This window comes from Frankia sp. AgPm24, from assembly GCF_023243055.1.
In the GTDB taxonomy this organism is placed as follows: Bacteria; Actinomycetota; Actinomycetes; order Frankiales; family Frankiaceae; genus Frankia; species Frankia umida.
Window position 1 is genome coordinate 73,180 of the sequence record NZ_JALKFW010000212.1, and the last position, 23,908, is coordinate 97,087.

Genomic DNA, 23,908 nt, shown 5'->3' on the forward strand with positions numbered 1-23,908 from the left:
ACAAATAATCGAACCTGATGACCGCATGGCCATCGCCGCACGTCGCGTGCGGGTTTCGCCACCGTAGCCACCCGATCATTCCGGGGTGAACTACGCCTGTTAGCATAAACAGCCCTCAGGGTCCACCGTTATAGTGATCTTCACCGGAACGATCGTCGCGCGCTGCCGCTGGAGGACCGCTCATGGTCGATGTCCGCTCGATTGCCGCGCGGCCGCCCGTCGCCACCGCCCGCGGGGGCAAGCTGGTTGCGCCTCCCTCCGCGCAGGTGGAAGCACCGCTGCCGGCGAGGGCGCCGCTGCCAGTGGGGGCGTCACCGATCGGGCGGCAGGTCCGGGTGCCGAAGACCGCCGAGCTCGTGGCCGGCCAGCTGCGGCGCCGGATCATCCGGGGCGAACTCGCCGAAGGTGACGCGCTGCCCCCCGAGCCGACGTTGATGACGCAGTTCGGGGTGTCGCGGCCCACGTTGCGCGAGGCGTTCCGGGTCCTCGAGGCGGAGGCGCTGATCTCCGTGCGCCGAGGAGCACACGGTGGGGCGCGGGTGCATGCGCCGAGTCCGGCGGTGGCCGCCCGTTACGCCGGGCTCGTCCTCGAGCATCGAGGTGCGACCCTGGGTGACGTCCACCAGGCCAGCGGTGTTCTCGAGCCGCCGTGCGCCGCCCAGCTCGCCGAACGCCGCGACCCCACGGACGCGGCGGAACTGCGCCGCTGCCTGGCCCAGGCCGACGCCGCCGTCGACTGCGATGCCCTCGCCGCGGCCCAGGCCGAGTTCCACCTCACACTGGTCCGGCTCACCGGCAACCACTCGCTGGCCCTCGTCACGGACATGCTGCAGCACCTGGTCGAGATCGCCAACGCGCAGCAGGCCACCCATCCCGTCGGTCCCGAACCGCACGCCGACGCCACCCGTGTGACGCACGCGCGGCTCATCGAGCTGATCGAGGCCGGAGACGCCGCGGCGGCGGCCGACCACTGGCGCTCCCATCTGGCCGCGCCGGAGCACGCCATCCCCGGCGGTCCCGCCGACAGCTGCCTGCTCGACCTCCTCGGCTGATCGCGGCCCCCGCGGGCGATCAGCTCACGGGACGGTGGGCGGCGGGCCAGACCGTCCACTGGGTGACGGGCATCGCTGGCCGCCAACCGGTGAACCCACCTACCGGCGAGGCGCGGCTCACCGCGAGCCGGACCAGTTCCCCACCACAACGCGCGTACCACTGGGCGAGCACGGTCTCCGACTCGAGAGTGACCGCGTTGACGACGAGCCGGCGACGGTCCCGGCGACCCCGGCCACCGCCCTCGTCGCGGTCATGGTCCTCGTTGTTGTCGGCGTGCAGGGCGGTCCAACAGGCCTCGAGCACGCCGGGGGCGCTCACTCCGCCACCCACGAAGATCGCGTCCGGGGTGGGCAGGGCGGCCAGGTCCCGCGGGGCACGTCCGTCCACGACACGCAGGTGCGGGACGCCGAGCCGGGCCGCGTTGCGCCGAATCCGCTCGGCTCGCTCCGGTCGCGGCTCGATCGCGATCGCCCGCGCGTGGGCGTGTGTGCGCAGCCACTCGATCGCGACGCTGCCGCTGCCCGCACCCACATCCCACAGCAGTTCGCCCGGCGCGGGGGCGAGCCGGGCGAGGGTCAGCGCACGGATCTCCCACTTGGTGATCTGCCCGTCATGCTCGAACGCGTCATCCGGGAGCCCCGGTACTCGGGGAAGGTACCTACCGTCCGGTTCCAGCACGGCCTCGACCGCGATGATGTTGAGATCCGCCACCGCGGCGGAGTCGGCGCTGGCCCAGTGACGCGCGCCGGCCACCTGACGGTCCTCGTCGGACGCGCCAAGCCGGGACAGCACCGTCAACGCGCTGGCGCCGTATCCGCTGTCGACCAGCAGCGCCGCCACCGCCGCCGGTGTCGATCGATCGGCGCTGAGGACCAGCATCCGCCGCCCCGGTGCGAGGACGAGTCGGAGCTGATCCAGGGCGCGGCCGACGACGCTGACCACGTCGACGTCCTGCGACGCCCAGCCCAGCCGCGCGCACGCCAGGCTGACCGACGACGGATGCGCCACCACCCGCACCCGCGCCGCCCCCAGCAGCCGTACCAGTGTCACCCCGATGCCGTAGTACATCGGATCGCCGCTGGCCAGTACGCACACCCCGCCGGGCGCGGCCCCCTCGACATGCTCCGCCAGCAGCCCCGGCAGCGCCGGCAGCAACGGCGAGGGCCATTCGATCCGCCGAGCACCGGGCGGCAGTCCGTCATCGGTCACCGAGGTGGACGTCCGCACGGGCAGGTCGGCGAGCTGGCGGCGGGATCCGAACACGACCGGCGCCACCCGTAGCACCCCGCGCGCCTCAGGCGACAGCCCGGCCCAGCCGTCCGCCCCGATACCGACGACGGTCACGCTCCCTCGCGGAACAGCCCCGTGCGGAACAGCCCCGTGCGGATCCGAACGTCGCGGCTCCGCACGCGCAGGGGTGGACACAACACGCCACAGTAGCCGGGCCGGCGGGCAGCCACGATCCATCGACGCGGACGGGCGGAGGTGGACGGAGGGCCGGCGGTGAGCGGCGGTGGGTGTGATGGCGCAACCGCAGGCCGCGGGCGGTGTCTTCCGGGAGGATGCTGGGGTGAGCCTGAGCCTGTTTCCCCCGCTGGACATCGATCATGACGCTCCGTCGGTGCGGGTGGGTGATGTCGTGCTGTCACGTGCCGAGCTGTTCGGCGCGGCCGGAGCCGTCGCCCGCCGGGTCGCCGGTGCGTCCGCGGCGGCGGTGTACGGGGAGGCGTCGGCGGCCACGATCGTGGCGATCCTCGGCTGTCTGCTGGCCGGGGTGCCGGCGGTTCCCGTCCCACCGGATTCGGGGCCGCGGGAGCGGGAGCACTTCCTTCGCGACAGCGGCGCGGTGCTGATGCTGGGCGACCCGCCCTGGGCGGACCTGCCGGTGCCGGTGATCCCCGTCGACGTGCGTGCCCGCGCCGACTTCGCCGCGCCGAACCCGACCGTGGACCAGTCGGCGGGCGGGTCTTCGGCGGCCCCGCCAGCGCTGGTTCTCTACACGTCAGGGACGACGGGCGCGCCCAAGGGGGTCATGGTGCCCGCGGCCGCGATCGCCGCCGATCTCGACGCGCTCGCCGACGCCTGGGCGTGGACGCCGCAGGACACCCTCGTCCACGGCCTGCCGATCTTCCATGTCCATGGGCTGGTGCTCGGGGTGTTCGGGCCGCTGCGGGTCGGGAGCCGGCTCATCCACACGGTGCGCCCGACACCGACGGCATACGCGGCGGCGGGGGGCAGCCTGTACTTCGGTGTGCCGACGGTGTGGTCGAGGGTCTGCGAGGATCCGAGCAGCGCGCGGGCGCTGCGGGCGGCGAGGCTGCTCGTCTCGGGGAGCGCGCCCCTGCCCGTGCCGGTGATCGAGCGGATGCGGGAACTCACCGGCGTCGCGCCGGTCGAGCGGTACGGCATGACCGAGACGCTGATCACCACCAGTGCCCGGTGTGCGCACCCGGCTCGTCGACGACGAGACGGGCGAGCCGCTGCCGCACGACGCGCACAGCATCGGCGAACTGCAGATCCAGGGCTCGACCCTGTTCGACGGCTACCTCAACCGTCCGGAGGCCACCGCCGGCTCCTTCACCGCGGACGGCTGGTTCCGCACCGGGGACGCCGCCGTGATCGACGCCGACGGTAACCATCGCATCGTCGGACGACGCTCCACCGACCTGATCAAGTCCGGTGGTTACCGGATCGGCGCCGGTGAGGTCGAAGCGGTGTTGCTGGCGCATCCGGCGGTCCGGGAGGCGGCGGTGGTCGGGCTGCCGGATGCCGATCTCGGCCAGCGCATCGCCGCGTTCGTCGTGGCGGCCGGCGGCGAGGCGGGTGGCGAGGAGGGTGGCGAGGTCGCCCCCGAACGCGCCGAACTCGTCGACTTCGTCGCCCGGGAGCTGTCGGTGCACAAACGGCCGCGGGAGATCTACTTCGTCGCGGAGCTGCCCCGTAACGCGATCGGCAAGGTCCGCAAGTCGGCGCTGACCCCGCCGTCCACCACCTGAGCCACCGTCGACCGGCGGTCGGCCGGCCGGCGGTCGGCCGACCCGCTGCTGGACGCGGCGAGACGCCGGTAGAACGGGCTGGTCGCCATCAGTTCGTCGTGCGAGCCCTGGGCGCGGACCCGTCCGGCGTCCAGGACGACGATGTGGTCGGCGGCCCGGACGGTGGAGATACGGTGCGCGATGACCAGCAGGGCTCGTTCGGCGGCGATCCGGCGCATCACCCGCGTCAGGGCGTGTTCGTTGACGCTGTCAAGCTGCGAGGTCGGTTCGTCGAGCAGGAGCACGGCGGGGCGCGGGAGCAGCGCGCGGGCGATCGCGACGCGCTGACGTTCGCCGCCGGAGAGCAGGACACCGTGGTCACCGACGGGTGTGGCGAGCCCGTCGGGTAGCCGGGCGACCAGGTCGCGCAGGCCGGCCGCGGCGACGACCTCGTCGACATCCGCCTCGGTGGCCTCCGGCGCGGCGTAGGTGATGTTGTCCCGCAGGGTGCCGTGCAACACCGGTGTGCTCTGTTCGACGAGGTTGACCCGGGCGCGGGCGCGGTGGCGCGGGATCGAGCGGACGTCGTGCCCGTCCACCAGCAACTGACCGGCATCCGGCTCGTAGAACCGTTCGACCAGTTCAAGGATGGTGGACTTGCCCGCCCCGGACGGTCCGACGAGGGCCACCTGTCCGCACCGCGGCACCTCGAACGACACCCCGCGCAGCACCGGTTGCGTTCCGTAGGCGAACCAGACGTCCCGCAGCTCCAACGCCAGCGCGGACGAATCCGCGTCCACCCTGGTGGGACGGCCCACGGTCGTGGGACGGTTCGGGCGGGCGGGCGGCCTGGGCACCGTGGTCCAGCCCGACAGTGCCGTGGCTGGCGCGGCCCGCTTCGGCGCGCGCACGGCGACGGTGCTCAGGGGGCCGATCTCGGTGGGCTCGTCGGTCTCCCGCGGCAGGGTGAACACCGCGTTGACCCGGCTCAGCGCGCCGAGTCCGCGTTGGATGGTCGCGGCGGACTCGACCAGCTGGCCCAGCGGCATCACCAGGTAGGTGGCGTACAGCAGGAACGCGACCAGGCTGCCCAGCGTCGCCGACCCGCGGGCCACCAGCACCCCGCCGACGAGCAGGACGACGAGCACGCTGCCCTGCACCGCGAGCTGCATCGCCGGCGCGATGATCGAGTCCAGCGTCGCCATCCGCAGACCGGCCTGGTAGGCGGAGTCGGCGTGCGCGCCGATGCGGGCGGCCTCGCGGCCCTCCGCCTGGTTCGCCCGGACGGTGCGCACCGCGGTCAGGGCGCGTTCGAGGTCGGCCGTCATCGCGCCGACGCTGGCCTGGCCGCGTTCGGACACCGACCGGATGCGTGACAACGCGGCCAGCACGACCGTCCCGGCGACCAGGACGACCGCGAGGACCAGCAGGAACAGCCAGGCGTTGAGCCAGACCATCAGCGCGATCGCGCCGACGACGCCGATGGTGCTCGTGACGAGCGCGGTGAAGCTGAAGGCGACCGCCTCACGTACCACGGTCGTATCGGTGTTCGCCCGAGAGATCAGGTCACCCATCCGGCGGGTGTCGAGCACCCTGATCCGCAGCCGCAGCACCTGGTCGATCAGGCGTTGCCGCAGGCTGAGCAGAATCGACTGGCCGGTGCGTTCCAGCAGGTAGTGCCCGGCGGTGTCGGCGATCGCCTGCCCGACGAACAGGCCGAGCAGCGCACCGATGACCCACAGCGGTATGCCGCCGGCCTGGGCGTCGTCGATCACCCGCATCACCAGCAGCGGCTGGAGCACACCGATCCCGGTGCCGATGATCGTCAGCCCCGTGGCCACCCCGATCGGACGGCCATGCCCGCGCAGCAGCACCCACAGCTCCCCCAGCCCGCCGCGCATCAGCTCACCTCGCTGTGACCGGCGGCCCGGCCGACGCTCAGCAGGGTGCGCAGATACCCCGGCGGGACGGACTCGCCGACCATGACGCCGTCCACCTCGACCCAGGCGTGCGCGGCGAACGGGGCGAGCGAACGCACCCCCACGCACCAGGTCGGCACGGTTCCGGACAGCCGGCACATCAGCATCGTCGCGATCGAACGGGGCACGCAGCCGCGGGCACCGCGGCAGGTCAGGCTCACCGCCATCACCGCCTGGCGGGCCGCGAGGGCCTGGTCGTAGTCGGCGGGCCGGGCGCCGCGGGCCAGCCGGGCCAGTACCCGGCGGATGCGCGCGGGCTGCTGGGTGGCGAGCACCCGTGCCGCGCCGACGGCCACCCTCGCACCGACCCACCGCAGCGGACCGAGGGTGACCTCCGGACGTTCCAGGGTCATCGGCGTGCTCATCGGTGTCGCCGTAGCCTCGAGCGCAGCCTCGCCCCGGGACCTGTGGCGGAACGAGGCCGGTCCCCGCTCGGACGCGCGTGGTCGCTGCTGGGACGCGACGGCCGGGCCGTCGCGGGCCGGGTCGTTCGGCTGGCCGGGGGGCGCCGCGGCCGTCCCCCGGCCATGCCGTCGCCGACCGGACGTTCCCCCGCCGCGGGACCAGGCAGCTCGACGTCGCGGTGGTCGTCGGCGTCGTCGATCAGGCCGACGTCGGTGAGCTGCGCCAGCAGGCCCTCCACGTCCCGGCGGGCGGTGTCCGGGTCGACATCGCCCGTGGCGCACAACCGCCGGGTCGCGGCCGTCACGTCCCCACCGGCCAGTAACATCCCCAGGACGAGATCGCCGGACGGGTTGAGCGTCCAGTACTGCCCGTTGTTGGTGTGCAGCAACACCGCGCCGTACTCGGTCGGCGCCCGTACGACGTCGGAACGCAACCTCACCATGTCGGCTCCCCCCCGGTCGGTCAGCTGGCGGCCTGGGCACGTAGCCAGGCGTCGGTGGCGATGGTCGGCTGCAACGCCTCGGCCCGATGGTCGGGGACGGCCCCGGCGCGGCACGCCTGGCGCAGCAGGTCCACCTCGATCAGCCCGAGTTCGGCCAGCGGCGACTCGTCGCACAGCTTCACCAGCGCGCCACGGTTGGCGCGCAGTCCCTGGTCCTCCTCGGTCGAGGCGTCCGCCTTGGTCCGCCGACGCAGGCATTCGGCCGGCACCACCGGGCGCATCGCCTCCTTGAGCAGCGGCTTGTACTCCCAGGGCGAGGCGCGCAGCTCGGGCCGCACCGCCAGCGCCGCGTACACGACCCGCTCGTCGTAGAACGGCGCGGCCAACGGCGGTCCCGTGGCCTGCGCGATCTGGTCGAAGCCGCGGAACACCGCGGCGCCGGCCCGCAGCGTGAACAGGTCGAGGTGCCCGGCCCGCGTCTCGGCCAGAGGCAGGGCCTGCTCGGCCGCTGTCGCGAAGGCCCGCGCGACGAGTTCGAGGGCGTCCGCGGTGAGCCAGCCTGGCACCACCGGCGGCGACGTCCAGTCCAGCGCCGTGACATACGGCCAGGTCCGTCGTCCGACCGGCGGGGTCGGGTAGCCCGCCCGGGCGGCGTTCAGCACGCGGGACATGTCGCGCAGGCAGTCGCGGTAGCCGCGGCCGCGCATCATCCGCAGGCTCGCCGCCCACGGCCAACCCTCCTGGGCCCGGTAGCCCCGCAGCTGACGCAGCGCCAGCGTCGGGCGACGCCGCAGCAGGGCCGGCAGATGGTTCGGTGTCCCGCCCACCAGTTCGTCGCCGCCGAAACCGGTCAGGTGCAGCCGGGGCGCGTACAGCGCGAGCCGATCAAGCCCGGCCAGCAGCTTCGCCCGGTCGACGAGGCCGACGAACGGTCGGTCGGTGGCGGGGCCGGGTTCGCCGACGCGGTCGTAGACCAGCGGCAGGTCGGCGGCGGGCAGGGTCTCCCGGGTCAGGTTCGGCAGGGACGCGGCCAGGCGCGCGGCCCACACCGGATCATCATCGCCGGGATCGCGGGCGAGGCCGGTCAGGGCGACGATGTCGGCCGGCCCGCGAGCCGCCAGCGCGCACACCGCACTCGAGTCCAGGCCGCCGGAAAGGTCGGCGCTGACGGTCCGGCCCCCCGCGACCCGTACCGCCACCGCCTCGGCCAGCGCCGTACGCAGCACCGCCGCGCCCTCCGCGCGGGAACGCACCGCGGCCGGCGCCCGCCACCAGCGAGCCGTGCGCGACCGGCCGTCGCGGTCGATGCAGAGATACTCCTGTGGCGCCACGGCTGTCACACCGGTGAACGCCACCAGGTCGTCGAGCGGATGCGGCGGGGACGGGTCGAGCAGCGCCAACGCCAGCACCATGCGATCGAGTCCGGCCCCGCACAGCCCGGCCAGCACATCGGCGCGGTCCGCGGCCAGCAGGTCGGCACCGACCCGCGCGGTGAAGATCCGCCGGGTGCCGCTCGCCGTTCCCTGGAGGCGCTGCTGCCCGTCGATCTCGGCGATCAGATGGTAGTCACCGGCGATCTCGCGGCCAAGGTCGAGACTGTGCACGTCGCGCGCGGCGACCAGCAGCCCCAGCAACCGGGCGGGCCGCACCGCCGCGTAGCCGACCAGCGCGACCTGGCGGCGGCCGGCCATGACACTGACCATGGCCGCCGCCGGCCACTCCCCGACGATCCAGGGTCGACCTGAGCGGTGTCGCACCATCTGATGCGCCCCCGCTGGCATCGCCACCCGCTCACGGTCGGGCAGGACGACGAACCAGCAGGCCGGACGGCGCAGCGATGCGGATGTCGTCACCTCGCGCTCCGCCGCGCTCAGAAGAAGAATCCGCCGGCGACGAATCCCCCGCCACCGCCGAATCCCGCCCCGCCGAAACCACCTCCACCGTCACAGCCGCCACCGCAGCCGTAGGAGTAGCCGAAGCGGCGGTAGAAGTAGTCGTGCCCCCAGCCCCAACGGCCCCGGGTGACCTCCGTGAACCGGCCGGCGGTTGACAGCCGCGGGTGCTCGTAGGCCTGCTCACAGATCTGATCATGGTTCGGCTCGTACGTTCGCTCGTGGGTGACAGTCATGTCCGTTACCCCTTCCCGATGCGTGTTTCCCCCGATGTCCCACGCGAAGGGGTGCCCCGGACGGGTTCAGCGCCGGTTCACCGTGGCGACCGGAGCCGTGTCGCTGGGCGATGCGGACTCCAGCACCTGCCGGTGGACGCGGCGCAGCTCCGCACCAGGCTCGATGCCCAGTTCGGTGACCAGCCGGCGGTACACCTCCCGGTACTCGTGCAGCGCCTCGGCCCGCCGCCCGGTGCGTTCCAGGGCGGTCAGCAGCTGCGCCCACAACCGTTCCCGAGTGGGAAACTCGACGGTCAGCGCCCGCAGCGCCGGCAGGACCGCATCGGTCTCGCCGAGGGCCAGGCGCGCGTCGATGAGCTCCTCGCGGGCCGCCCAGCGCGCCTCGTCCAGACGCAGGCTCTCCGCGCCGCCCACCTCCGCCGGCAGCTCGTCGAACGCGTTGCCGCGCCACCAGCCCAGGGCCTGCTCGAACAGTTCCGCGGCCGGACGCCACCGGCCCTCACGCGCCTCCTGGCGACCCGCGGCGACGTCCCGATCGAAGCGCAGCACGTCGAACTCGTCCGCGTCGACGAGCAGCCGGTACTCCCCCGGCCGGCTTTCGATCCGTCCCGGCCCGACGGGACGACGCAGCACCGATGCCCGCGGCCCGACCACCGTGACCGCCTCCCGTTCCTCGGCGACACCGCCCGGCGGTGGCAGGGTGTGCCGCAGCTCCGAGAGATAGGTCTTGATGTTGCCCATCGCCGAGCGAGGCGGCGCGTCCTGCCACAGGGCCAGCCGCAGCTGTTCGACGGACGTCCAGCGCCCCGGGTGCACCAGCATGGCCAGCAGCAGCACCCGTTTCTTCTGCTGGTCGACGCGTATCCGCTCGCCCGAGGCCCGCCACACCTCCAACGGCCCGAGCGCGGCGAACAGCATCCCGACCCCCGGCTCCGCCTGTCCACCGGCACGGGTGTCACCACGGTCGCCCACCCGACCCGCTGGCCGGGCCGCGGACCCGAGGGCCCAACCGTTCCTGGGCACCGGACCGTTCCCCGACGCCGGACTTCCGCGCAGCGCCGGGCTGCTCGTGGGCGCCGAGCTACCGCCCGACGCCCACCTGCCACCGTCGACCATGATGATCCTCGTCGGTCGGAGACCCTCCGTAAACGGACGATCCACACCGGACGGACCCCGCTGTCGCGCCATCGCCCGGGGACCGGCGGCCCCGCTGGGCCGGTGCAGGAATACCCAGCCTGGACGTGGGGTAGTCCATCACCGACACCGGATCAGCCCAGGTCCGAGCCCAGGTCCGAGCCCAGGTCCGAGCCCAGGTCCGAGCCCAGGCCCGAGCGGGAGGTCCGGACGCGGCGTCCGGATCTAGAGTCCGAGTCGGGCCCGGGTCTGCGGACCGACCACGCCGTCGGCGATCAGGCCATGCTTGAGCTGGTAGTCCTTGACCATGTGGTTGGTCTGGTAGCCGAACTGGCCGTCCACGGCGATCGGGTAGCCGAGGTTCGCCAGCCGCTGCTGGATCTGCCGGACGTCCAGGCGGAAGCCCCGTCCGCTGGCCAGCGACGGGTAACCGCTCGTCGTCGCGGCCACCGACGTGGCCGTCGACGCCTTCGGTGACGGCGTGTAGGCAATGGTGCGGACGCTCAGCCCGCCGGACACCGCCGCCGCGGCCGAGGCGCCGCGGGACTGGAACCGGGCGTACATGCCATTGGTGTACGTGCTCCAGGCCCGAACCCCCTGGTTGACGCAGACCGTGCGCGCCGCCCAGGCGTTGGTGCTCGGGTCGTACAGGTTGCGCCCACCGACCCAGCCGCCGTGTGCCCGCATGTTGATCTGCCACAGACCGCGGGAGTCCTCACCGACGGTGGCGTGCGCGTAGGGGTTGCCGCCGGACTCGGCCAGGGCCACCGCGACCCAGGTCCCCAGCGACGCTCCGCCGCAGCCCGCCAGGCCCGCGTTCGCCGCCAGCCGGGCGATCTGCACATCCGAGACCGTGCTGGTCGTCGCCGCGCTGGCCGGGTTCGCCGTGGCGAGCATGCTCGCGCCCGCGCCGAGCACCCCGATCGCCGCGACGGTGGCGCCGCGACGCCGGTTCGAAGCCTTCCGATGCTTTCCCTTGGCCATTCTCTGACATCTCGTTTCGGTGTCGTGGAGCACGGTGGTGGAAATAGAGTTCGACTTCCATCGGAAGCCAGCCGGACGGCTTCACCGCCCATCAATGGGCAGCACTGAACATCGGGCTGGTATGAGCCCTAAATGGAAACAGAAAAGGCTGTGGACGAGTGCTTTCGTGACAGGTTCCAGCCCGCATCGCACTCGCAAGGGAAATCCCGCACCGACTACGGCGACCGCCAACGACGACGACGGAGCGGTCAGGACTCCGGTTCGACCCCGGTTCGAGGTCGGTTCGAGGTCACAGCGACGCGGCGAAAGGGCCAGCCCCGTTCCTCCCGGCCCGGCCGCCAACCAGCCCGACCGGAATCCGGCTGAGGACACAGGTGGCGGCCAGGAACCCGAAACGCGGCCGACTGGACGGCCGACGGTCAGCGCACGCGACTACGCGCTCGCCACTGGCCGTGCCACCAGGAATGCTGCGGCACCGACAGTGTCGCGGCGCACCGGAGCGTGGATCACTCGTCCGGGATAACGGACCGACGTCAGGCGCGGCGCGTCAGGCCAATGCGCACAGCGGCATCATGGCCGGCCCCGCACGCGTCGACCCAGGCGTATGGATGGTGGAGAATCCCGGTATCCGGGCATGCCTGATCCTTCCCGTACGCCTACGGAGTTAGCTGTCGGGTGCGGGCCGGGAAGCCCGGTCATCCGCGCACGGATGACTTAACCCCGAGGGCGACCAGCGACTCTGGTCACCCGGTGGAACCTGGTTCCCCCGCTTCTGCCCTGAATGGTCTGGAGGGAGCTTCGAACCGTGGGCAGAACTCGGCGTCGGCTCGAAGCTTGCGTGGTGCTCCGCCACCGTAGCGAACTACTCAGGGTAGTGACAAGTACCAGTTCGGCCCGAAACTGGCCACCCAGTCGTGACGTTCCGTGCAGAGAGCTGCGACACAGCAACAATCAGACATCGATTCGGGCGGCTCTTCGCCCACCGCACCAGAAATACTCGCCCGAGTGACAGCCGGCCACGCCCCAGACGCGACAGACGGGCCCGCCCCCAGCGCCCAGGACCCGAGGGTTCGCCACACTCCGCGGCAGGTCACCGAAGCGGGCCACAACGCCCGATCATGACACGACACCAGATCTTGACATCGGACCTCGACTCTTCACCGCACCCAAGAAGATCAGATCAAGGCACACCGAACGGCGAACGGCGGCCCGCGGCGGACAACTGTCCGTCCGTGGGCCGCCGTCGGTGTGCGAGAGCAGCAGTCATGCCCGTACTGGTTCAGCACGTGCGGTGGATCAGTGCCAGCCGTGGATCCGTGCCAGCCGTGGATCCGTGCCACCCGTGGATCGCAGGTGGCACGGATCGGGTTCGCGGCAGAGCCGCGAGGCCCGGTCAGGCCGCGGCACCGGCCATGGCGGTGCAGCTGTCCATGCACGACCGGCAGGCCCGGGCAAGCCGGGTGAGCTGCGCGTCGCGCGGCATCTTCTCGCACATGTCGGCGGTGGCGCCGCAGATGCGTGCGCACATCGCGCACATGTCAGCACGCATCGGCGACATACGGCACATCATGTCGGCGCAGGTCCGGGTGATGGCGGCGCAGTCCATCATCAGACGCAGGTCCGCGGCGTCCATCATCGAGCCGGGCATGTCCATACAGTACGAGATTGTCTCCTCGCATAGGGTTGAGCACGACATGCACTCATCAATGGCCTTGCGCATGGTCTCGCTGATTTTCTCGGCGTGCTGCATGGGACACCTCCGATATGCGGGCGGCAACACTGGCGCCGCCTCGGAAACCCGCCGCTGGCGGGTGTTCGGGCATCCCTGACGATAGCTCTGGTCAACGAAACCGCATCCCGGGCCGGCGACATTTCCGGCCCGATGGAATCGGGGCTGAAAAGTGGTGGAAAACGATGATCTGACTGCGGAGGTCAGCAGGCTCGGGCCAGCGCCGGTGGCAGTCGAGGATGCGCGAGCACGGGCCGTCCGGCGGTGAAGACGCCGCGCACGAAGTCCCGGCGTTCGAACAGGCTCAGGTCACCCGGATCCGTGTCCAGAACGATCGCGTCGAACACGTTGCCGGGGGCGAGCCGGCCGCGCCGCCCGCCCGTCCCACCCTGGCCGGACCCGACCACACCGTGATCCGGTGCGTCCGGCGCCGGCGACTCTGCATACGGCCAGCCATGACCCGGGGAGCACAGTGTGGCGCCGTTGCTGGTGGCGGCGAGCAGGGCTTCCGGCGGGGTCAGGCCGGCCCGGCGTAGATGGCTGATCTCGGCGAGGTTGCCGCCGTGCCGGCTGCGGTGGCGGGCGTCGCTGCCGAGGGCGATGCGCACCCCGGCCGCACGGGCCACCGCGATGGTCTCGGTGAGTGCGGCGGCGGTCGACTCGGCGCGTTCCACGGCCCAGCCAGGAAGCACACCTGTGCGGGCAAGGGCTGCGAGGTCCAGATAGGAGGACAGGGTCGGGACCAGCGTCACCCCACGGGCGGCCATCGCGGCGGCGGCCCGTTCACCCAGACCGATCCCGTGCTCGATGGAACGCGCCCCCGCGGCGACCGCGGCCTCGACCGCCCGCGCGCCCAGAGCGTGCATCATCACCGGCCGACCGTAACGGCCGGCCTCGGCGACCGCGGCGGCCAACTCGGCCGGGGCGAACGGCAACTCGGTGAAGCCGGGTCGGGTGGACATCACCCCGCCACTGGCGTAGATCATCACCCAGTCGGCGCCGGCACGTAGCACCCCGCGCACAGCGGTGGGCAGGTCACCGGCGACGCTCGCGCTGTGCGCCGGACGGTCCGGGTAGACAGGACCGAGCACATCCTGGGTGGACTCGAGGCCCGGCCCGAGGATGGCGCCGTCGCCGTGACGCCCGTTGCGGCTCAGCGCCACCACCGACACGCCGAGTCTCGGCCCGGGGACGGTGCCCGCGGCGAGCGCGTCACGCACCCCGGCGTCGGCCCCACCGGCATCGCGCACCCAGGTCACCCCGGCCCGCAACGTTGCCCGCAGGGCCTCGGCGGTCTGCAGGAACCTGGTGGACAGCGGCGCCGTGACCAGTTCGAACGGATCATAGGTGGACTGGGTGAGGTGCGCGTGGCAGTCGACCACGCCGGGCATGACGAACAATCCGCGCGCGTCGACGTCGATCGCCTCGGGGTCGATCGGCAGGGCACGGCCGACGGCCCGCACGATCCCGTCACGCACCGCGAGGTCGCAGGGCTCGCTGAAGCGTCCCGTCCGGTCCAGCACATGGCACTCACGCAGGGTGAACGCCCGCCCGCCGCGCCCTTCGCGCCGCGGAACGACGTCCGCACCGGGGGCGGTCTCCGTACCGGAGACGGAGTCAGTACCGGAGACGGAGTCAGTACCGGAGACGGAGTCAGTACCGGGGGTGGAGTCAGTGCCGGGGGCGGTACCGGTGCCGGGGGCGGTCTCGCCGCCGAGGTCACGGGACTCCGAGGAACGCGGAGGCGTCGCGGATGCGGGAGTCGACGGCGGGGTCGAGGATGAGGACGCACGAGATTCGGACAAGGCAGCGCCGTTCCTGCTGGGTGGAATGGACGACCGTGGTCGCCGACCGGAGGAACCCGTGGCGACGGTGTGCCGCGGACCGACGGTGCTCTCCACGACCGGGAGGACCGAAAGCCAGGACTGCCCACCGAAAGGCGGGACGATCCGCAGGCGGGACGGCCCGCGACCGCGATGGTCAGCGGGCGTACGGAACCGCGGGGGTCAGCGGGGACAGGCCGCCGTGCACACCCGGCAGGTGTCGATATGACGGCGGTGGGTGAGCGCACGAGCCAGGTCCACCCGCGACCGCGGCATCACCGTGGCCAGCGACCTGCCCATGATCCCCATGCCTCCCGCCGGCGACCCAGGGGCGACACTCGCCCGACCTCACGGTAACCAATGCCCGGCAGCGACGCAAAGCCGTCGACGCACCGGCCGTCGACCAGGTGCGTCTTCTGTCGTCCACCGTGGGCGGGCGGGGACACCCGTCCGATCGGGATCTGGATCACTGGGGGTGACAACGATCGGGGTAGCTGGTCAGACTGGACCTGATGACCACATCACCGCCTCCCCGGCGACCAGTCGCGCGATCCCGCGACGCGCTGGGCCGGCCGTTGCCACCGGGCGTCGTCGGTGTCGCGCCGTTGGAGCTGCCCGACACGCTGCCGGCGCCAGCCGCGCTCGCCGCTGCCCAGCATCTGCTCGACACCGGTCTGCCGTTCCAGGCGCACGAGGTGCTCGAGGCGTCCTGGAAGGCCGCCGAGGACGACGACCGGGGACTGTGGCGGGCGCTCACCCAGCTGGCCGTGGGGCTGACCCAGCTGGCCCGGGGCAACGTCCCGGGCGGCGTCGCGGTGCTCGCCCGCGCCGCCGAGGGCCTCACCCCCTATGTCGGGCGGCACCCGCACGGGGTGGATGCCGCCGCGCTCATCGACTGGTGCGAGCGGACCGCCCGCGCCGCCGTCCAGAGCCGCGCGGCGACCACGGCTTCGGCTTCGGCTTCGGCGGCTGACTCTCGCTCGGTAACGGTTGCGCTGCGTCCACCTCGACTGGTGGGGTGAGTCCACAAAGGCGCTGCGACCGGATCAGTCCTGTGAACGTACCCACCGGAATTCTCACGCACTGACACTCGTTGGTCAGTCAAGAGCGCCGGAGGTAAGTGGGCGACCGGCCCCCGGCGGCCTGGGCGATCCGAGGAGATCCGATGGAAGACGCAGTCATCGTCGACGCGGTCCGCACGGCATCGGGGCGGGGCAAGCCGGGCGGAGCGCTCAACGCGCTGCATCCGGCGCAGCTGCTGGCCACCGTGCTCAGCTCCCTGGTCAGCCGCAACGATCTCGACCCGGCACTGGTCGATGACGTCATCGCCGGCTGTGTGGGTCAGATCGGCGAGCAGTCGTCGAACATCGCCCGCACCGCGGTGCTGTCCGCCGGCTTCCCCGAGACGGTGCCCGCCACGACCGTCGACCGGCAGTGCGGTTCGAGTCAGCAGGCCGCCCACTTCGCCGCCCAGGGCGTGATCGCCGGGGCCTATGACGTGGTCATCGCCTGCGGTGTGGAGTCGATGAGCCGGGTGCCGATGGGTTCGTCGGTCGCCGGCCAGGACGCCGAAGGTCCCGGGCTGCGAGCCCGCTACCCCGAGGGGCTCGCCTCCCAGGGGATCGGCGCGGAACTGATCGCTGCCCGCTGGAAGCTCGACCGCGACGAGCTGGACACCTTCGCCGCGCGCTCGCACGAACTCGCCGCCGCCGCGACGGCCGCCGGCGACTTCACACGTGAGATCATCCCCGTCCCGCTGCCGCAGGCCGACGGGAGCGTCCACTCCCACCTGGTCGACGAGACCGTGCGGGCCGGGACCACCGTGGCCAGGCTGGGGTCGCTGCGGCCGTCGTTCCACACCGAGGCCTGGGCGCGACGGTTCCCCGAGATCGGCTGGAACATCACCCCGGGCAACGCCTCCCCGCTGACCGACGGGGCGTCCGCCGTCCTGATCATGAGTGCGTCGAAGGCGGCGGAACTCGGCCTGCGCCCCCGCGCCCGCTTCCACGCGTTCGCCCTCGCCGGGGATGACCCGCTGCTCATGCTCACCGCCCCCATCCCCGCCACCCGCAGAATCCTCGCGCGCACCGGACTGTCCCTGGACGACATCGACGCCTACGAGGTGAACGAGGCCTTCGCGCCGGTCCCACTGGCCTGGGCCCGTGAGCTGGGCGCCGACCCGGCCCGGCTCAACCCCCGCGGCGGCGCCATCGCGCTCGGCCACGCCCTGGGCGGCTCGGGCACCCGCCTGCTCGCCACCCTGGTGAACCACCTGGAGGCCACCGGCGGACGCTACGGACTACAGACGATGTGCGAGGGCGGGGGCATGGCCAACGCCACCATCATCGAGCGCCTCTGACCGCATCCCCACCCGCGGTCAGCCGGTGAGCGCGGTGACGGACAGCTGCTGGACGGATGTCGAGGCGCAGGCCGACGTGTCCGACAGGGGCTGGCGCAGCGCCGTGTGCGATCCGGGCGGGTAGACCCGCAGCGCCGTCACCGCGGTGATCTGCCCGGCGTCCAGGCATCCTTCCTGGATGCCCGGGTGGACGATGCGCAGGACGGCGGACGCGGACCCACCCGGGGCCAGGCTCACCGTCGTCGCGGCGGCGCCGGTGCGGGTCGCGGCGGCGCCGACCTGCGCCCCCGCGGCGTCCAGGTACGACACGCCGGGGAAACCCCGCAGCGCACAGGTCACGGTGCCGGTGTTGGTCAGCACGAGCCGCTCGTAGGTACTGCCGGCCGCACCCTCCGGGTCGGCGACCCGCAGTGACAGCGCCGAGGCCGGGCAGATCCCGGACGATCCGGCGCCCGGGGCCGGCACCGTCGCGTTCGAGACCGGCGCCGTCGGGTTCGTGGCCGCGGGCGGGTTCGTAGCCGGAGCGGTCGAGGCCGCCGCGGTGGCCGTCGCGGGCGGCGGTGAGGTGCTCACAGCGGGCGGGCCGCCGGCCGGCGCGATCGTCGTCGCGGCGGGTCCGGCGTCCGAGGCGCATCCCGCGAGCGCGCCGACCGCCAACGCGCCGACCGCCGCCAGCATCATCGCCCGACCCGCCAGCGTCCCCCCGGCCGGCCGCTCGATCGCCCGTCCCTCCCACGCACGACGGTGCCGCCGGGACGGTTGTCCTGACCGCGACCCCTCCTCCCCGGCACCGTCGCGCTCCCCGGCACGGTCGCGCCGGTCAGGTCGGGGGTGCTGATCCGGCGGAGCCTGCTGGCCAGGGCTGTGCGGCTGGCCAGGGCTGTGCGGCTGGCCAGGGCTGTGCGGCTGGTGCCCGTACATGGCGACCTCCCCAGTCCGGCACCGGCAAGCGGGCGATGCCGGGGTACTCGGACGGCGCCGCGTCGATGCTGCGACGCCACCGCTGGCAACGACTTTCCGTTCTCGTCCTCGTCCTACGGCCGCTGTCCTCTATCCCCTGCCCAAAGTCACGATGCGTGACACCCGATCGGTGGGCTGGCCCGCGCCGCGGGATGGGGCTGGCCCGATCGAGTGATCCACCTTCGTGGCCGGCCGGTGCCGCGGTCGTCGGCGTGGCGGCGGACCGTGCTGCTGGACGACATGTCCACACCGTGATCTTTTACCGATGGGCGGCACGGGTATGGACCGTCCGGCAACGACGGGTCATCGTGAAACGAACGGGCCAGCCGGCGCGTTGATACCCCGGATACGGGGTATGGCCTGCGCCAGGTCGTCCCGCACCGACCGGAAGGGATCATGACAGACTCCGCCGACGCCGGATGTAGTTCCGGCCGACCCACGTACGCGCCGACGGGGGTCGACCGTTGATCGAGGCGCTCTTGCTGATAGCCGGGTTGGCGCTTGTCGCCGCCTGTGGGATCTTCGTCGCCGCCGAATTCGCCCTCGTCACGGCCGACCGGCCCTCCATCGAGCGGGCCGCCGAACGCGGCGAACGCGGGGCCCGCGGGGTGCTGGCCGCCCTGCGCAGCCTGTCCACCCAGCTCTCGGGTGCCCAGCTGGGCATCACCGTGACGAACCTGGCCATCGGTTTCCTCACCGAACCCGCCATCGCCGACCTGTTGCGGGGTCCGCTGCGCGGCATCGGAGTCAGTGGCGGCGCGGTCGACGCACTGTCGGTGACGATCGCGATGGTGCTGGCGACCGCCGTCACCATGATCTTCGGTGAACTGATCCCGAAGAACCTGGCCCTGTCCAGCCCGCTGCCCACTGCCAAGCTGGTGCAGGGGCCGCAGCGGGCGTTCACCCGGCTGGCCGGGCTGCCCATCCGGTCGCTGAACGCCTCCGCCAACGCGCTGCTGCACCCCCTCGGTATCACCCCGCAGGAGGAGCTCGCCTCCGCCCGCTCGGCGCAGGAGCTGTTCTCCCTGGTGGGACGCTCGGCCGAGCACGGCACGCTGTCGCAGGAGACCGCGACACTGGTCCAACGGTCGCTGCTGTTCGGTGACCGCACCGCCGAGGATGTGATGACCCCCCGGATGCGGATGCGCACCGTGCACGCGGACGAGCCGATCAGTGAGGTCATCACGCTCACCCGACGCACCGGGCATTCCCGCTTCCCTGTGCTCGGCGCGGACAGCGACGACGTCGTCGGCGTCATCCACATCAAGAACGCCGTGGGCGTTCCCGAGGAGGCCCGCGACCACACGCCGGTGCGTGAGGTCATGGTCACGCCGGTGACCGTGCCGTCCACGTTGTTGTTGGAACCGCTGCTGGAGACACTGCGAGCCGGTGGACTCCAGATGGCCATCGTCGTCGACGAGTTCGGCGGGACGGACGGCCTGGTCACCGCCGAGGACCTGATCGAGGAGATCGTCGGCGATGTCGTCGACGAACACGACCGGGTCTCCCCCCGCGCGCTGCGCCGTCACGACGGCACCTGGCTGCTCTCCGGTCTGCTACGCCCCGAGGAGGCTGGCAACATCACCGGGATAGAGATCCCCACCGACGACACCTACCAGACGCTCGGCGGGCTGATGGCCCGTGCGCTCGGCCGCATCCCCCACGGCGGCGACAGCACCCTCGTGGACGGTGTGCGTTACACCGTCGAACGCATGGACGGCCGTCGGGTCGACCGCGTCCGCCTCGACGGAGCCGGCCGGCCCGGTGCTGCCAGCGACGCCCGTGAGCCAGAGGCGACGGCCCGATGAGCCCCCTGCTCGCGGTCTCGGCGACCATCGCGCTGCTCCTGCTCAACGCCCTGTTCGTCGGCGCCGAGTTCGCGTTGATCTCAGCCCGGCGGACCAGCATCGAACCGCTCGCCGAGTCCGGCAACCGGCTGGCGAAGATCACGCTGGGGGCGATGGAGCACGTCTCGCTGATGCTCGCCGGCGCGCAGCTGGGCATCACCGTCTGCACCCTGGGACTTGGTGCCCTCGGTGAGCCGGCGGTCGCGGATCTGCTACACGGCCCGTTCGAGGCGATCTCCCTGCCTGCGGCGCTGCTGCATCCGCTGTCGTTCGCCGTCGCCCTGGCGCTGGTCACCTTTCTGCACGTCGTCATCGGCGAGATGGTCCCGAAGAACATCGCGCTGACGATGCCGGACAAGGCCGTGCTGCTGCTCGCGCCGATGCTCGTCGGCTTCGTCCGACTGGGCAAGCCGCTGATCATCGCGCTGAACAAGGTGGCGAACCTGTCGCTGCGCGCCGTCGGCGTCGAACCGAAGGACGAGGTCGCCAGCACCTTCACCCGCGACGAGGTGGCCGGACTCGTCGAGGAGTCCCACCGCGAGGGCCTGCTCGCCCAGGACGAGCACGAACTGCTCACCGGCGCGTTGTCGTTCGAGGAACGCACCGCCCGTGGTGTGCTGCTCGCACCCGGCAGCCTCGTCACCGTGCCACCGACGATCACTCCCCGGGAGGTCGAGCAGCTGGCCGCCCGCACCGGCTACACCCGCTTCCCGGTCTGCGACACCAGCGGTGAGATGACCGGCTACCTGCACCTCAAGGACGTGCTGGAGACCCGTTCGACCAAGCGGACGAGTCCGGTGGCCGCCAAGTGGGTCCGTCCACTGGCACATGTCGCCGCGGACGACAGCCTGCGCACGGCGTTGGCCACCATGCAGCACTCCGGCGCCCACCTCGCCCGTGTCACCGACGACGCCGGTGCGGTGCTTGGCCTGGTCGCCCTCGAGGACATCCTCGAGGAACTGGTCGGCGAGATCCGCGACGACGCCGGACGTGGCCGGCTACGCCAGGAGCCCCAACCCGCCTGAGCGGCTGTGTCCCTCCCGACACCGTCTGACCCGTCCGCGCGCCCTGGACTGGCAGGCGGTGTCCGGACCTGGCCGGCGGTGTCGGGGTGGAGACAAAGCACCGGGCTACTGGGCCCTATCACCTGCTGGTATGAAGAACAGGTCAGAGCGATACCGCCGGGGCGGGCGGACGTCGCCGAAGCAGGGGGTTTGCGGGGCGCGCGGCGCCGCCGCGGGAGTGGGGCACGGTGACGGGGTCGGCACAACCGCCGCTGACCGGGAGCACCGCACGGCCGTTGCAGCCCGGCGATCCGCGCAGCCTCGGGGCGTACCAGGTCATCGGGCGGCTCGGGCAGGGCGGGATGGGCACGGTCTTCCTCGGCCGGGCGCCCGACGGCAGCGCGGTGGCGATCAAGGTGATCCGCCCGGAGCTTGCCCAACGAGCCGAGTTCCGCGCCCGGTTCGCCCGCGAGGCCGAAAGCGCCCGGCGGGTGCGCCGCTTCACCACCGCCGCCGTTCTCGACGCCGACCCGCACGGCCAGCAGCCCTACCTGGTGACCGAGTTCGTCGAAGGCCCCACGCTGTCACGTCACGTGTCGATCCGTGGGCCGCTGCGCCCCGCCGACCTGGAGCAGCTCGCGGTCAGCACCACCACGGCGCTGACCGCCATCCACGCCGCCGGTATCGTGCACCGCGATCTGACCCCCGGCAACGTGCTGCTCTCCCCGGTCGGCCCGAAGGTCATCGACTTCGGCCTGGCCCGTGAGTTCAACGCGGACACCGAGCTGTCCCGCAACGTCCGCCAGGCCATCGGCACCCCCGGCTACATGTCACCGGAGCAGATCCTCGACTCCCCGATCACCTCGGCGGTCGACATCTTCTCCTGGGGCGCCGTGATGATTTTCGCCGCCACCGGTCAGCCGCCGTTCGGCACCGGCCGGATGGAGGCGATTCTCTACCGGATCGTCAACGAGTCGCCCAGGCTCGACAGCCTCAACCCGGAGCTGCGCGCACTCGTCGAGGCGGCGATGGCCAAGGAACCCGCGGCCCGACCCACCGCGGAGGAGCTGCGTGGCGCGCTGACGGCCGGCGGACCCGTGCCGGTCCACCTGGTGGGACCGCTCGCCGACGCCACGGACGTCGACCCGCCCGCCGCCGAACCCGGCTCGCCACGACGCCGCTGGGGCCGACGCGGACGCACCGACTCCACCCCCACCAGCGCACCCCCCATCACCGCCGGTACCGCCACCCCGGTCACGCCTGCCACTGCGGCCACACCTGCCACTGCGGCCACACCTGGCACCCCGGTCACACCTGCCGCCGCTGCTCCAGCCGTTCCCGTTACCTCGGAGTCGGCGGGCTTCGCCGCGGGTGGTGGTACCGGTGCCGCCCGGCCATGGCCCACGCAGGCGGCGCAGACCCAGCTCTCGCCACCACCGGTCACCTCGCCACCACCGGTCGCCGCGCGCCCTACGGCAGGCCCGGCGGGCCCACCATCACCCGCACCGGCAGTACCAGCAGAGGCCCCGCCCTCTCCTCGTCCGCTGGGGCCATCCACCTATGGGACGCCGCCCGCTGGCGGACCATCCACGTCCACGCGGGTCGCGGCCAGTGCGGACGAGCAGGACGGGTCACACGGTCGGCGGCGGCGCGCGCTGCTGGTCGGCGCCGGATTCGCGGTGTTGCTGGCAGCGGCGGTGGCCGTCCCGATCGTCGTGCTGGGAGGCGGGAAGGGTGACCAGCCCACCGCGGCCGAACGGACGAAGGCGTCGACCGGGCTGGCCGCGCGGGCAGCGCTCGTGCGGCCCGACGATCCGAAGCTCGCCGGCCAGCTGAGCCTCGCCGCCTACGCTGTCGCCCCGACCGACCCGGCGCGCGACGCGCTCATCCTGTCGTTCGCCCAGTCGACCGCGGCTCAGGTCGACTCGAGCGGCACCGTCTACTCCGATCTCGCGCTGAGCGCGGACGGGCAGACCCTGGCCGCCACCGACAACGCCGGACGGCTGCGTCTGTGGCGTCTCACCACCGGTCAGCGGCCGACCGTCGCGACCAGGGGCAATGATGACGACCAGGCCAACGGGGTCGTCTTCGCCGACGACGGCCGGACGCTCGCGACCGGCGGAGCCAGCGACGCGGGACGCCTCTGGGACGTCACCGACCCGAGCCGGCCGGTCAGACACGGCTCCCTCGGCACCCAGGCGACCGCGGTGCACCGGTTGGCGTTGTCGTCCGCCGCGCATCTGCTGGCCACCGCCGGCGGCGACTCGTCCGTGGGACTGTGGGACGTCACCGACCCGAACCAACCGCGCTCGCGCTTCCTGCTCGTGGGACGAGGGCCCGTGACGGGGGTGGCGCTGCGACCCGACGGCGCGGTGCTCGCGATCGCCGGGGTTGGCGGTTCCGTGCAGCTGTGGAACGTGCGCGACCCGGCCGACCCCAGCCAGCTCGGCCTGGTGACCGGGCATACCGGCGCGGTGAACAGTGTCGCCTTCAGCCCGGACGGCACCCGGCTCGCGACCGGCGGTGACGACCGGGTGGTGCAGCTGACCGACGTCAGCGACCCGGCCAGACCGCGGGGGCCGCACCGCCTCACCGGCCACGGCAGCGCCGTCGCGACCGTCGCCTACACCGGCGCTGACCAGCTGCTGAGCGCCGACACCACCGGCACGGTCGCCTACTGGAACCTCGACGGCCTCGCCCAGGCCCCCGCCGGGACGTCCCCGCCGTTCACGCGGCTGGGCGACCTGGACGGCCCGATCCAGGCGATCAGCACCGCCAGAACGGGCGCCGTCGCGGTCACCACCCAGAAGGGCCAGACCTTCGTCGGCACCCTGGACCCCGCCCGGCTACGCCGGTTGGCCTGCGCGACGGCGTCGGCGGCCCCGGACCGCGACGAGTGGAACCACGAGGTGCCCGGCATCCCCTACACCGACGTCTGCGCTCCCTGATCACCCGGGCCGCCCTGCCCGGAGCCGGCTCGTCCCGCGGCAGCGTCCTGCTCGGTGGCACCGTCCTGCTCGGTGGCACCGTCCTGCTCGGTGGCACCGTCCTGCTCGGTGGCACCGTCCTGCTCGGTGGCACCGTCC

17 protein-coding genes, 1 pseudogene and 1 riboswitch are annotated in these 23,908 nt (G+C 72.6%); of the genes and pseudogenes, 7 read left to right on the plus strand and 11 right to left on the minus strand.

The features are described 5' to 3' along the window. Positions 1-182: 182 nt before the first annotated feature. Positions 183-1,052, plus strand: a complete 870-nt coding sequence (locus MXD61_RS23540) for a FadR/GntR family transcriptional regulator (RefSeq protein ID WP_248815602.1) — start codon at positions 183-185, stop codon at positions 1,050-1,052. Between the two features lie 19 nt (positions 1,053-1,071). Here the strand turns inward: MXD61_RS23540 and cbiE are convergent, their stop codons facing one another. Further along, positions 1,072-2,397, minus strand: a complete 1,326-nt coding sequence (gene cbiE / locus MXD61_RS23545; RefSeq protein WP_248815603.1) for a precorrin-6y C5,15-methyltransferase (decarboxylating) subunit CbiE — start codon at positions 2,395-2,397, stop codon at positions 1,072-1,074. Between the two features lie 178 nt (positions 2,398-2,575). Between cbiE and MXD61_RS23550 the strand changes: the two are divergent. Beyond that, positions 2,576-4,049, plus strand: a pseudogene (locus MXD61_RS23550) (AMP-binding protein). Here the strand turns inward: MXD61_RS23550 and MXD61_RS23560 are convergent. The 9 genes from MXD61_RS23560 to MXD61_RS23600 all read right to left on the minus strand — a co-directional run bounded on the left by MXD61_RS23560 (position 3,971) and on the right by MXD61_RS23600 (position 14,634). Further along, positions 3,971-5,929, minus strand: a complete 1,959-nt coding sequence (locus tag MXD61_RS23560) for an ABC transporter ATP-binding protein (protein WP_248815604.1) — start codon at positions 5,927-5,929, stop codon at positions 3,971-3,973. The pseudogene MXD61_RS23550 and the gene MXD61_RS23560 overlap by 79 nt on opposite strands. Then, positions 5,929-6,372: a lasso peptide biosynthesis B2 protein gene (locus MXD61_RS23565; RefSeq protein ID WP_248815605.1), complete on the minus strand. Its 444-nt coding sequence runs from the start codon at positions 6,370-6,372 to the stop codon at positions 5,929-5,931. Before MXD61_RS23565 ends, MXD61_RS23560 begins: the two co-directional genes overlap by 1 nt. Next, a complete protein-coding gene (locus tag MXD61_RS23570; RefSeq protein ID WP_248815606.1) occupies positions 6,369-6,854 on the minus strand; it encodes a lasso peptide biosynthesis PqqD family chaperone in 486 nt (161 codons plus the stop codon). Before MXD61_RS23570 ends, MXD61_RS23565 begins: the two co-directional genes overlap by 4 nt. Before the next feature lie 20 nt (positions 6,855-6,874). Continuing rightward, positions 6,875-8,707, minus strand: a complete 1,833-nt coding sequence (locus MXD61_RS23575) for an asparagine synthase-related protein (protein WP_248815607.1) — start codon at positions 8,705-8,707, stop codon at positions 6,875-6,877. A gap of 17 nt (positions 8,708-8,724) precedes the next feature. Then, positions 8,725-8,982 carry a lasso RiPP family leader peptide-containing protein gene (locus MXD61_RS23580; RefSeq protein WP_248815608.1) on the minus strand — a complete coding sequence of 86 codons (258 nt, stop codon included), beginning with the start codon at positions 8,980-8,982 and terminating at the stop codon, positions 8,725-8,727. A gap of 66 nt (positions 8,983-9,048) precedes the next feature. Further along, entirely contained in the window at positions 9,049-10,005 is a 957-nt protein-coding gene (locus tag MXD61_RS23585) for an AfsR/SARP family transcriptional regulator (RefSeq protein WP_248815609.1), read from the minus strand. A gap of 336 nt (positions 10,006-10,341) precedes the next feature. Beyond that, positions 10,342-11,100 carry a peptidoglycan-binding protein gene (locus MXD61_RS23590; protein ID WP_248815610.1) on the minus strand — a complete coding sequence of 253 codons (759 nt, stop codon included), beginning with the start codon at positions 11,098-11,100 and terminating at the stop codon, positions 10,342-10,344. Between the two features lie 639 nt (positions 11,101-11,739). Next, a riboswitch (cyclic di-AMP (ydaO/yuaA leader) is annotated at positions 11,740-11,932 on the minus strand. A 561-nt stretch (positions 11,933-12,493) separates the two neighbouring features. Further along, the gene (locus MXD61_RS23595) at positions 12,494-12,850 is read right to left on the minus strand and encodes a four-helix bundle copper-binding protein (RefSeq protein WP_163548035.1); all 357 of its coding nucleotides are present in this window, start codon (positions 12,848-12,850) and stop codon (positions 12,494-12,496) included. A 182-nt stretch (positions 12,851-13,032) separates the two neighbouring features. Continuing rightward, entirely contained in the window at positions 13,033-14,634 is a 1,602-nt protein-coding gene (locus tag MXD61_RS23600; RefSeq protein WP_248815611.1) for an amidohydrolase family protein, read from the minus strand. Positions 14,635-15,164: 530 nt separating this feature from the next. Here MXD61_RS23600 and MXD61_RS23605 point away from each other — a divergent pair. After that, positions 15,165-15,674 carry a DUF309 domain-containing protein gene (locus tag MXD61_RS23605; RefSeq protein WP_248815612.1) on the plus strand — a complete coding sequence of 170 codons (510 nt, stop codon included), beginning with the start codon at positions 15,165-15,167 and terminating at the stop codon, positions 15,672-15,674. A 143-nt stretch (positions 15,675-15,817) separates the two neighbouring features. After that, complete coding sequence (locus tag MXD61_RS23610) at positions 15,818-17,011, plus strand: acetyl-CoA C-acyltransferase (protein ID WP_248815613.1); 1,194 nt, start codon at positions 15,818-15,820, stop codon at positions 17,009-17,011. 18 nt (positions 17,012-17,029) lie between these two features. Here the strand turns inward: MXD61_RS23610 and MXD61_RS23615 are convergent, their stop codons facing one another. Beyond that, the gene (locus MXD61_RS23615; RefSeq protein ID WP_248815614.1) at positions 17,030-17,692 is read right to left on the minus strand and encodes a DUF4232 domain-containing protein; all 663 of its coding nucleotides are present in this window, start codon (positions 17,690-17,692) and stop codon (positions 17,030-17,032) included. Between the two features lie 743 nt (positions 17,693-18,435). Between MXD61_RS23615 and MXD61_RS23620 the strand changes: the two genes are divergently transcribed. The 3 genes from MXD61_RS23620 to MXD61_RS23630 all read left to right on the plus strand — a co-directional run bounded on the left by MXD61_RS23620 (position 18,436) and on the right by MXD61_RS23630 (position 23,770). Next, the gene (locus MXD61_RS23620; protein ID WP_248815615.1) at positions 18,436-19,779 is read left to right on the plus strand and encodes a hemolysin family protein; all 1,344 of its coding nucleotides are present in this window, start codon (positions 18,436-18,438) and stop codon (positions 19,777-19,779) included. Further along, positions 19,776-20,843 (plus strand): hemolysin family protein, encoded by a 1,068-nt coding sequence (locus MXD61_RS23625; protein WP_163548039.1) that lies wholly within the window; start codon positions 19,776-19,778, stop codon positions 20,841-20,843. The genes MXD61_RS23620 and MXD61_RS23625 overlap by 4 nt, the downstream gene beginning before the upstream one ends. 227 nt (positions 20,844-21,070) lie before the next feature. Beyond that, complete coding sequence (locus MXD61_RS23630) at positions 21,071-23,770, plus strand: WD40 repeat domain-containing serine/threonine protein kinase (protein ID WP_248815616.1); 2,700 nt, start codon at positions 21,071-21,073, stop codon at positions 23,768-23,770. Positions 23,771-23,908 lie beyond the last annotated feature (138 nt).

Excerpts from the sequence above, each read along its gene's own strand:
- MXD61_RS23560 (WP_248815604.1), bottom strand. The coding sequence starts at position 5,929 with ATGCGCGGCGGGCTGGGGGAGCTGTGGGTGCTGCTGCGCGGGCATGGC.
- MXD61_RS23605 (WP_248815612.1), top strand. The coding sequence starts at position 15,165 with ATGACCACATCACCGCCTCCCCGGCGACCAGTCGCGCGATCCCGCGAC.
- MXD61_RS23590 (WP_248815610.1), bottom strand. The coding sequence starts at position 11,100 with ATGGCCAAGGGAAAGCATCGGAAGGCTTCGAACCGGCGTCGCGGCGCC.
- MXD61_RS23625 (WP_163548039.1), top strand. The coding sequence starts at position 19,776 with ATGAGCCCCCTGCTCGCGGTCTCGGCGACCATCGCGCTGCTCCTGCTC.
- MXD61_RS23610 (WP_248815613.1), top strand. The coding sequence starts at position 15,818 with ATGGAAGACGCAGTCATCGTCGACGCGGTCCGCACGGCATCGGGGCGG.
- MXD61_RS23565 (WP_248815605.1), bottom strand. The coding sequence starts at position 6,372 with ATGAGCACGCCGATGACCCTGGAACGTCCGGAGGTCACCCTCGGTCCG.
- MXD61_RS23595 (WP_163548035.1), bottom strand. The coding sequence starts at position 12,850 with ATGCAGCACGCCGAGAAAATCAGCGAGACCATGCGCAAGGCCATTGAT.
- MXD61_RS23570 (WP_248815606.1), bottom strand. The coding sequence starts at position 6,854 with ATGGTGAGGTTGCGTTCCGACGTCGTACGGGCGCCGACCGAGTACGGC.
- MXD61_RS23615 (WP_248815614.1), bottom strand. The coding sequence starts at position 17,692 with ATGATGCTGGCGGCGGTCGGCGCGTTGGCGGTCGGCGCGCTCGCGGGA.
- MXD61_RS23540 (WP_248815602.1), top strand. The coding sequence starts at position 183 with ATGGTCGATGTCCGCTCGATTGCCGCGCGGCCGCCCGTCGCCACCGCC.
- MXD61_RS23580 (WP_248815608.1), bottom strand. The coding sequence starts at position 8,982 with ATGACTGTCACCCACGAGCGAACGTACGAGCCGAACCATGATCAGATC.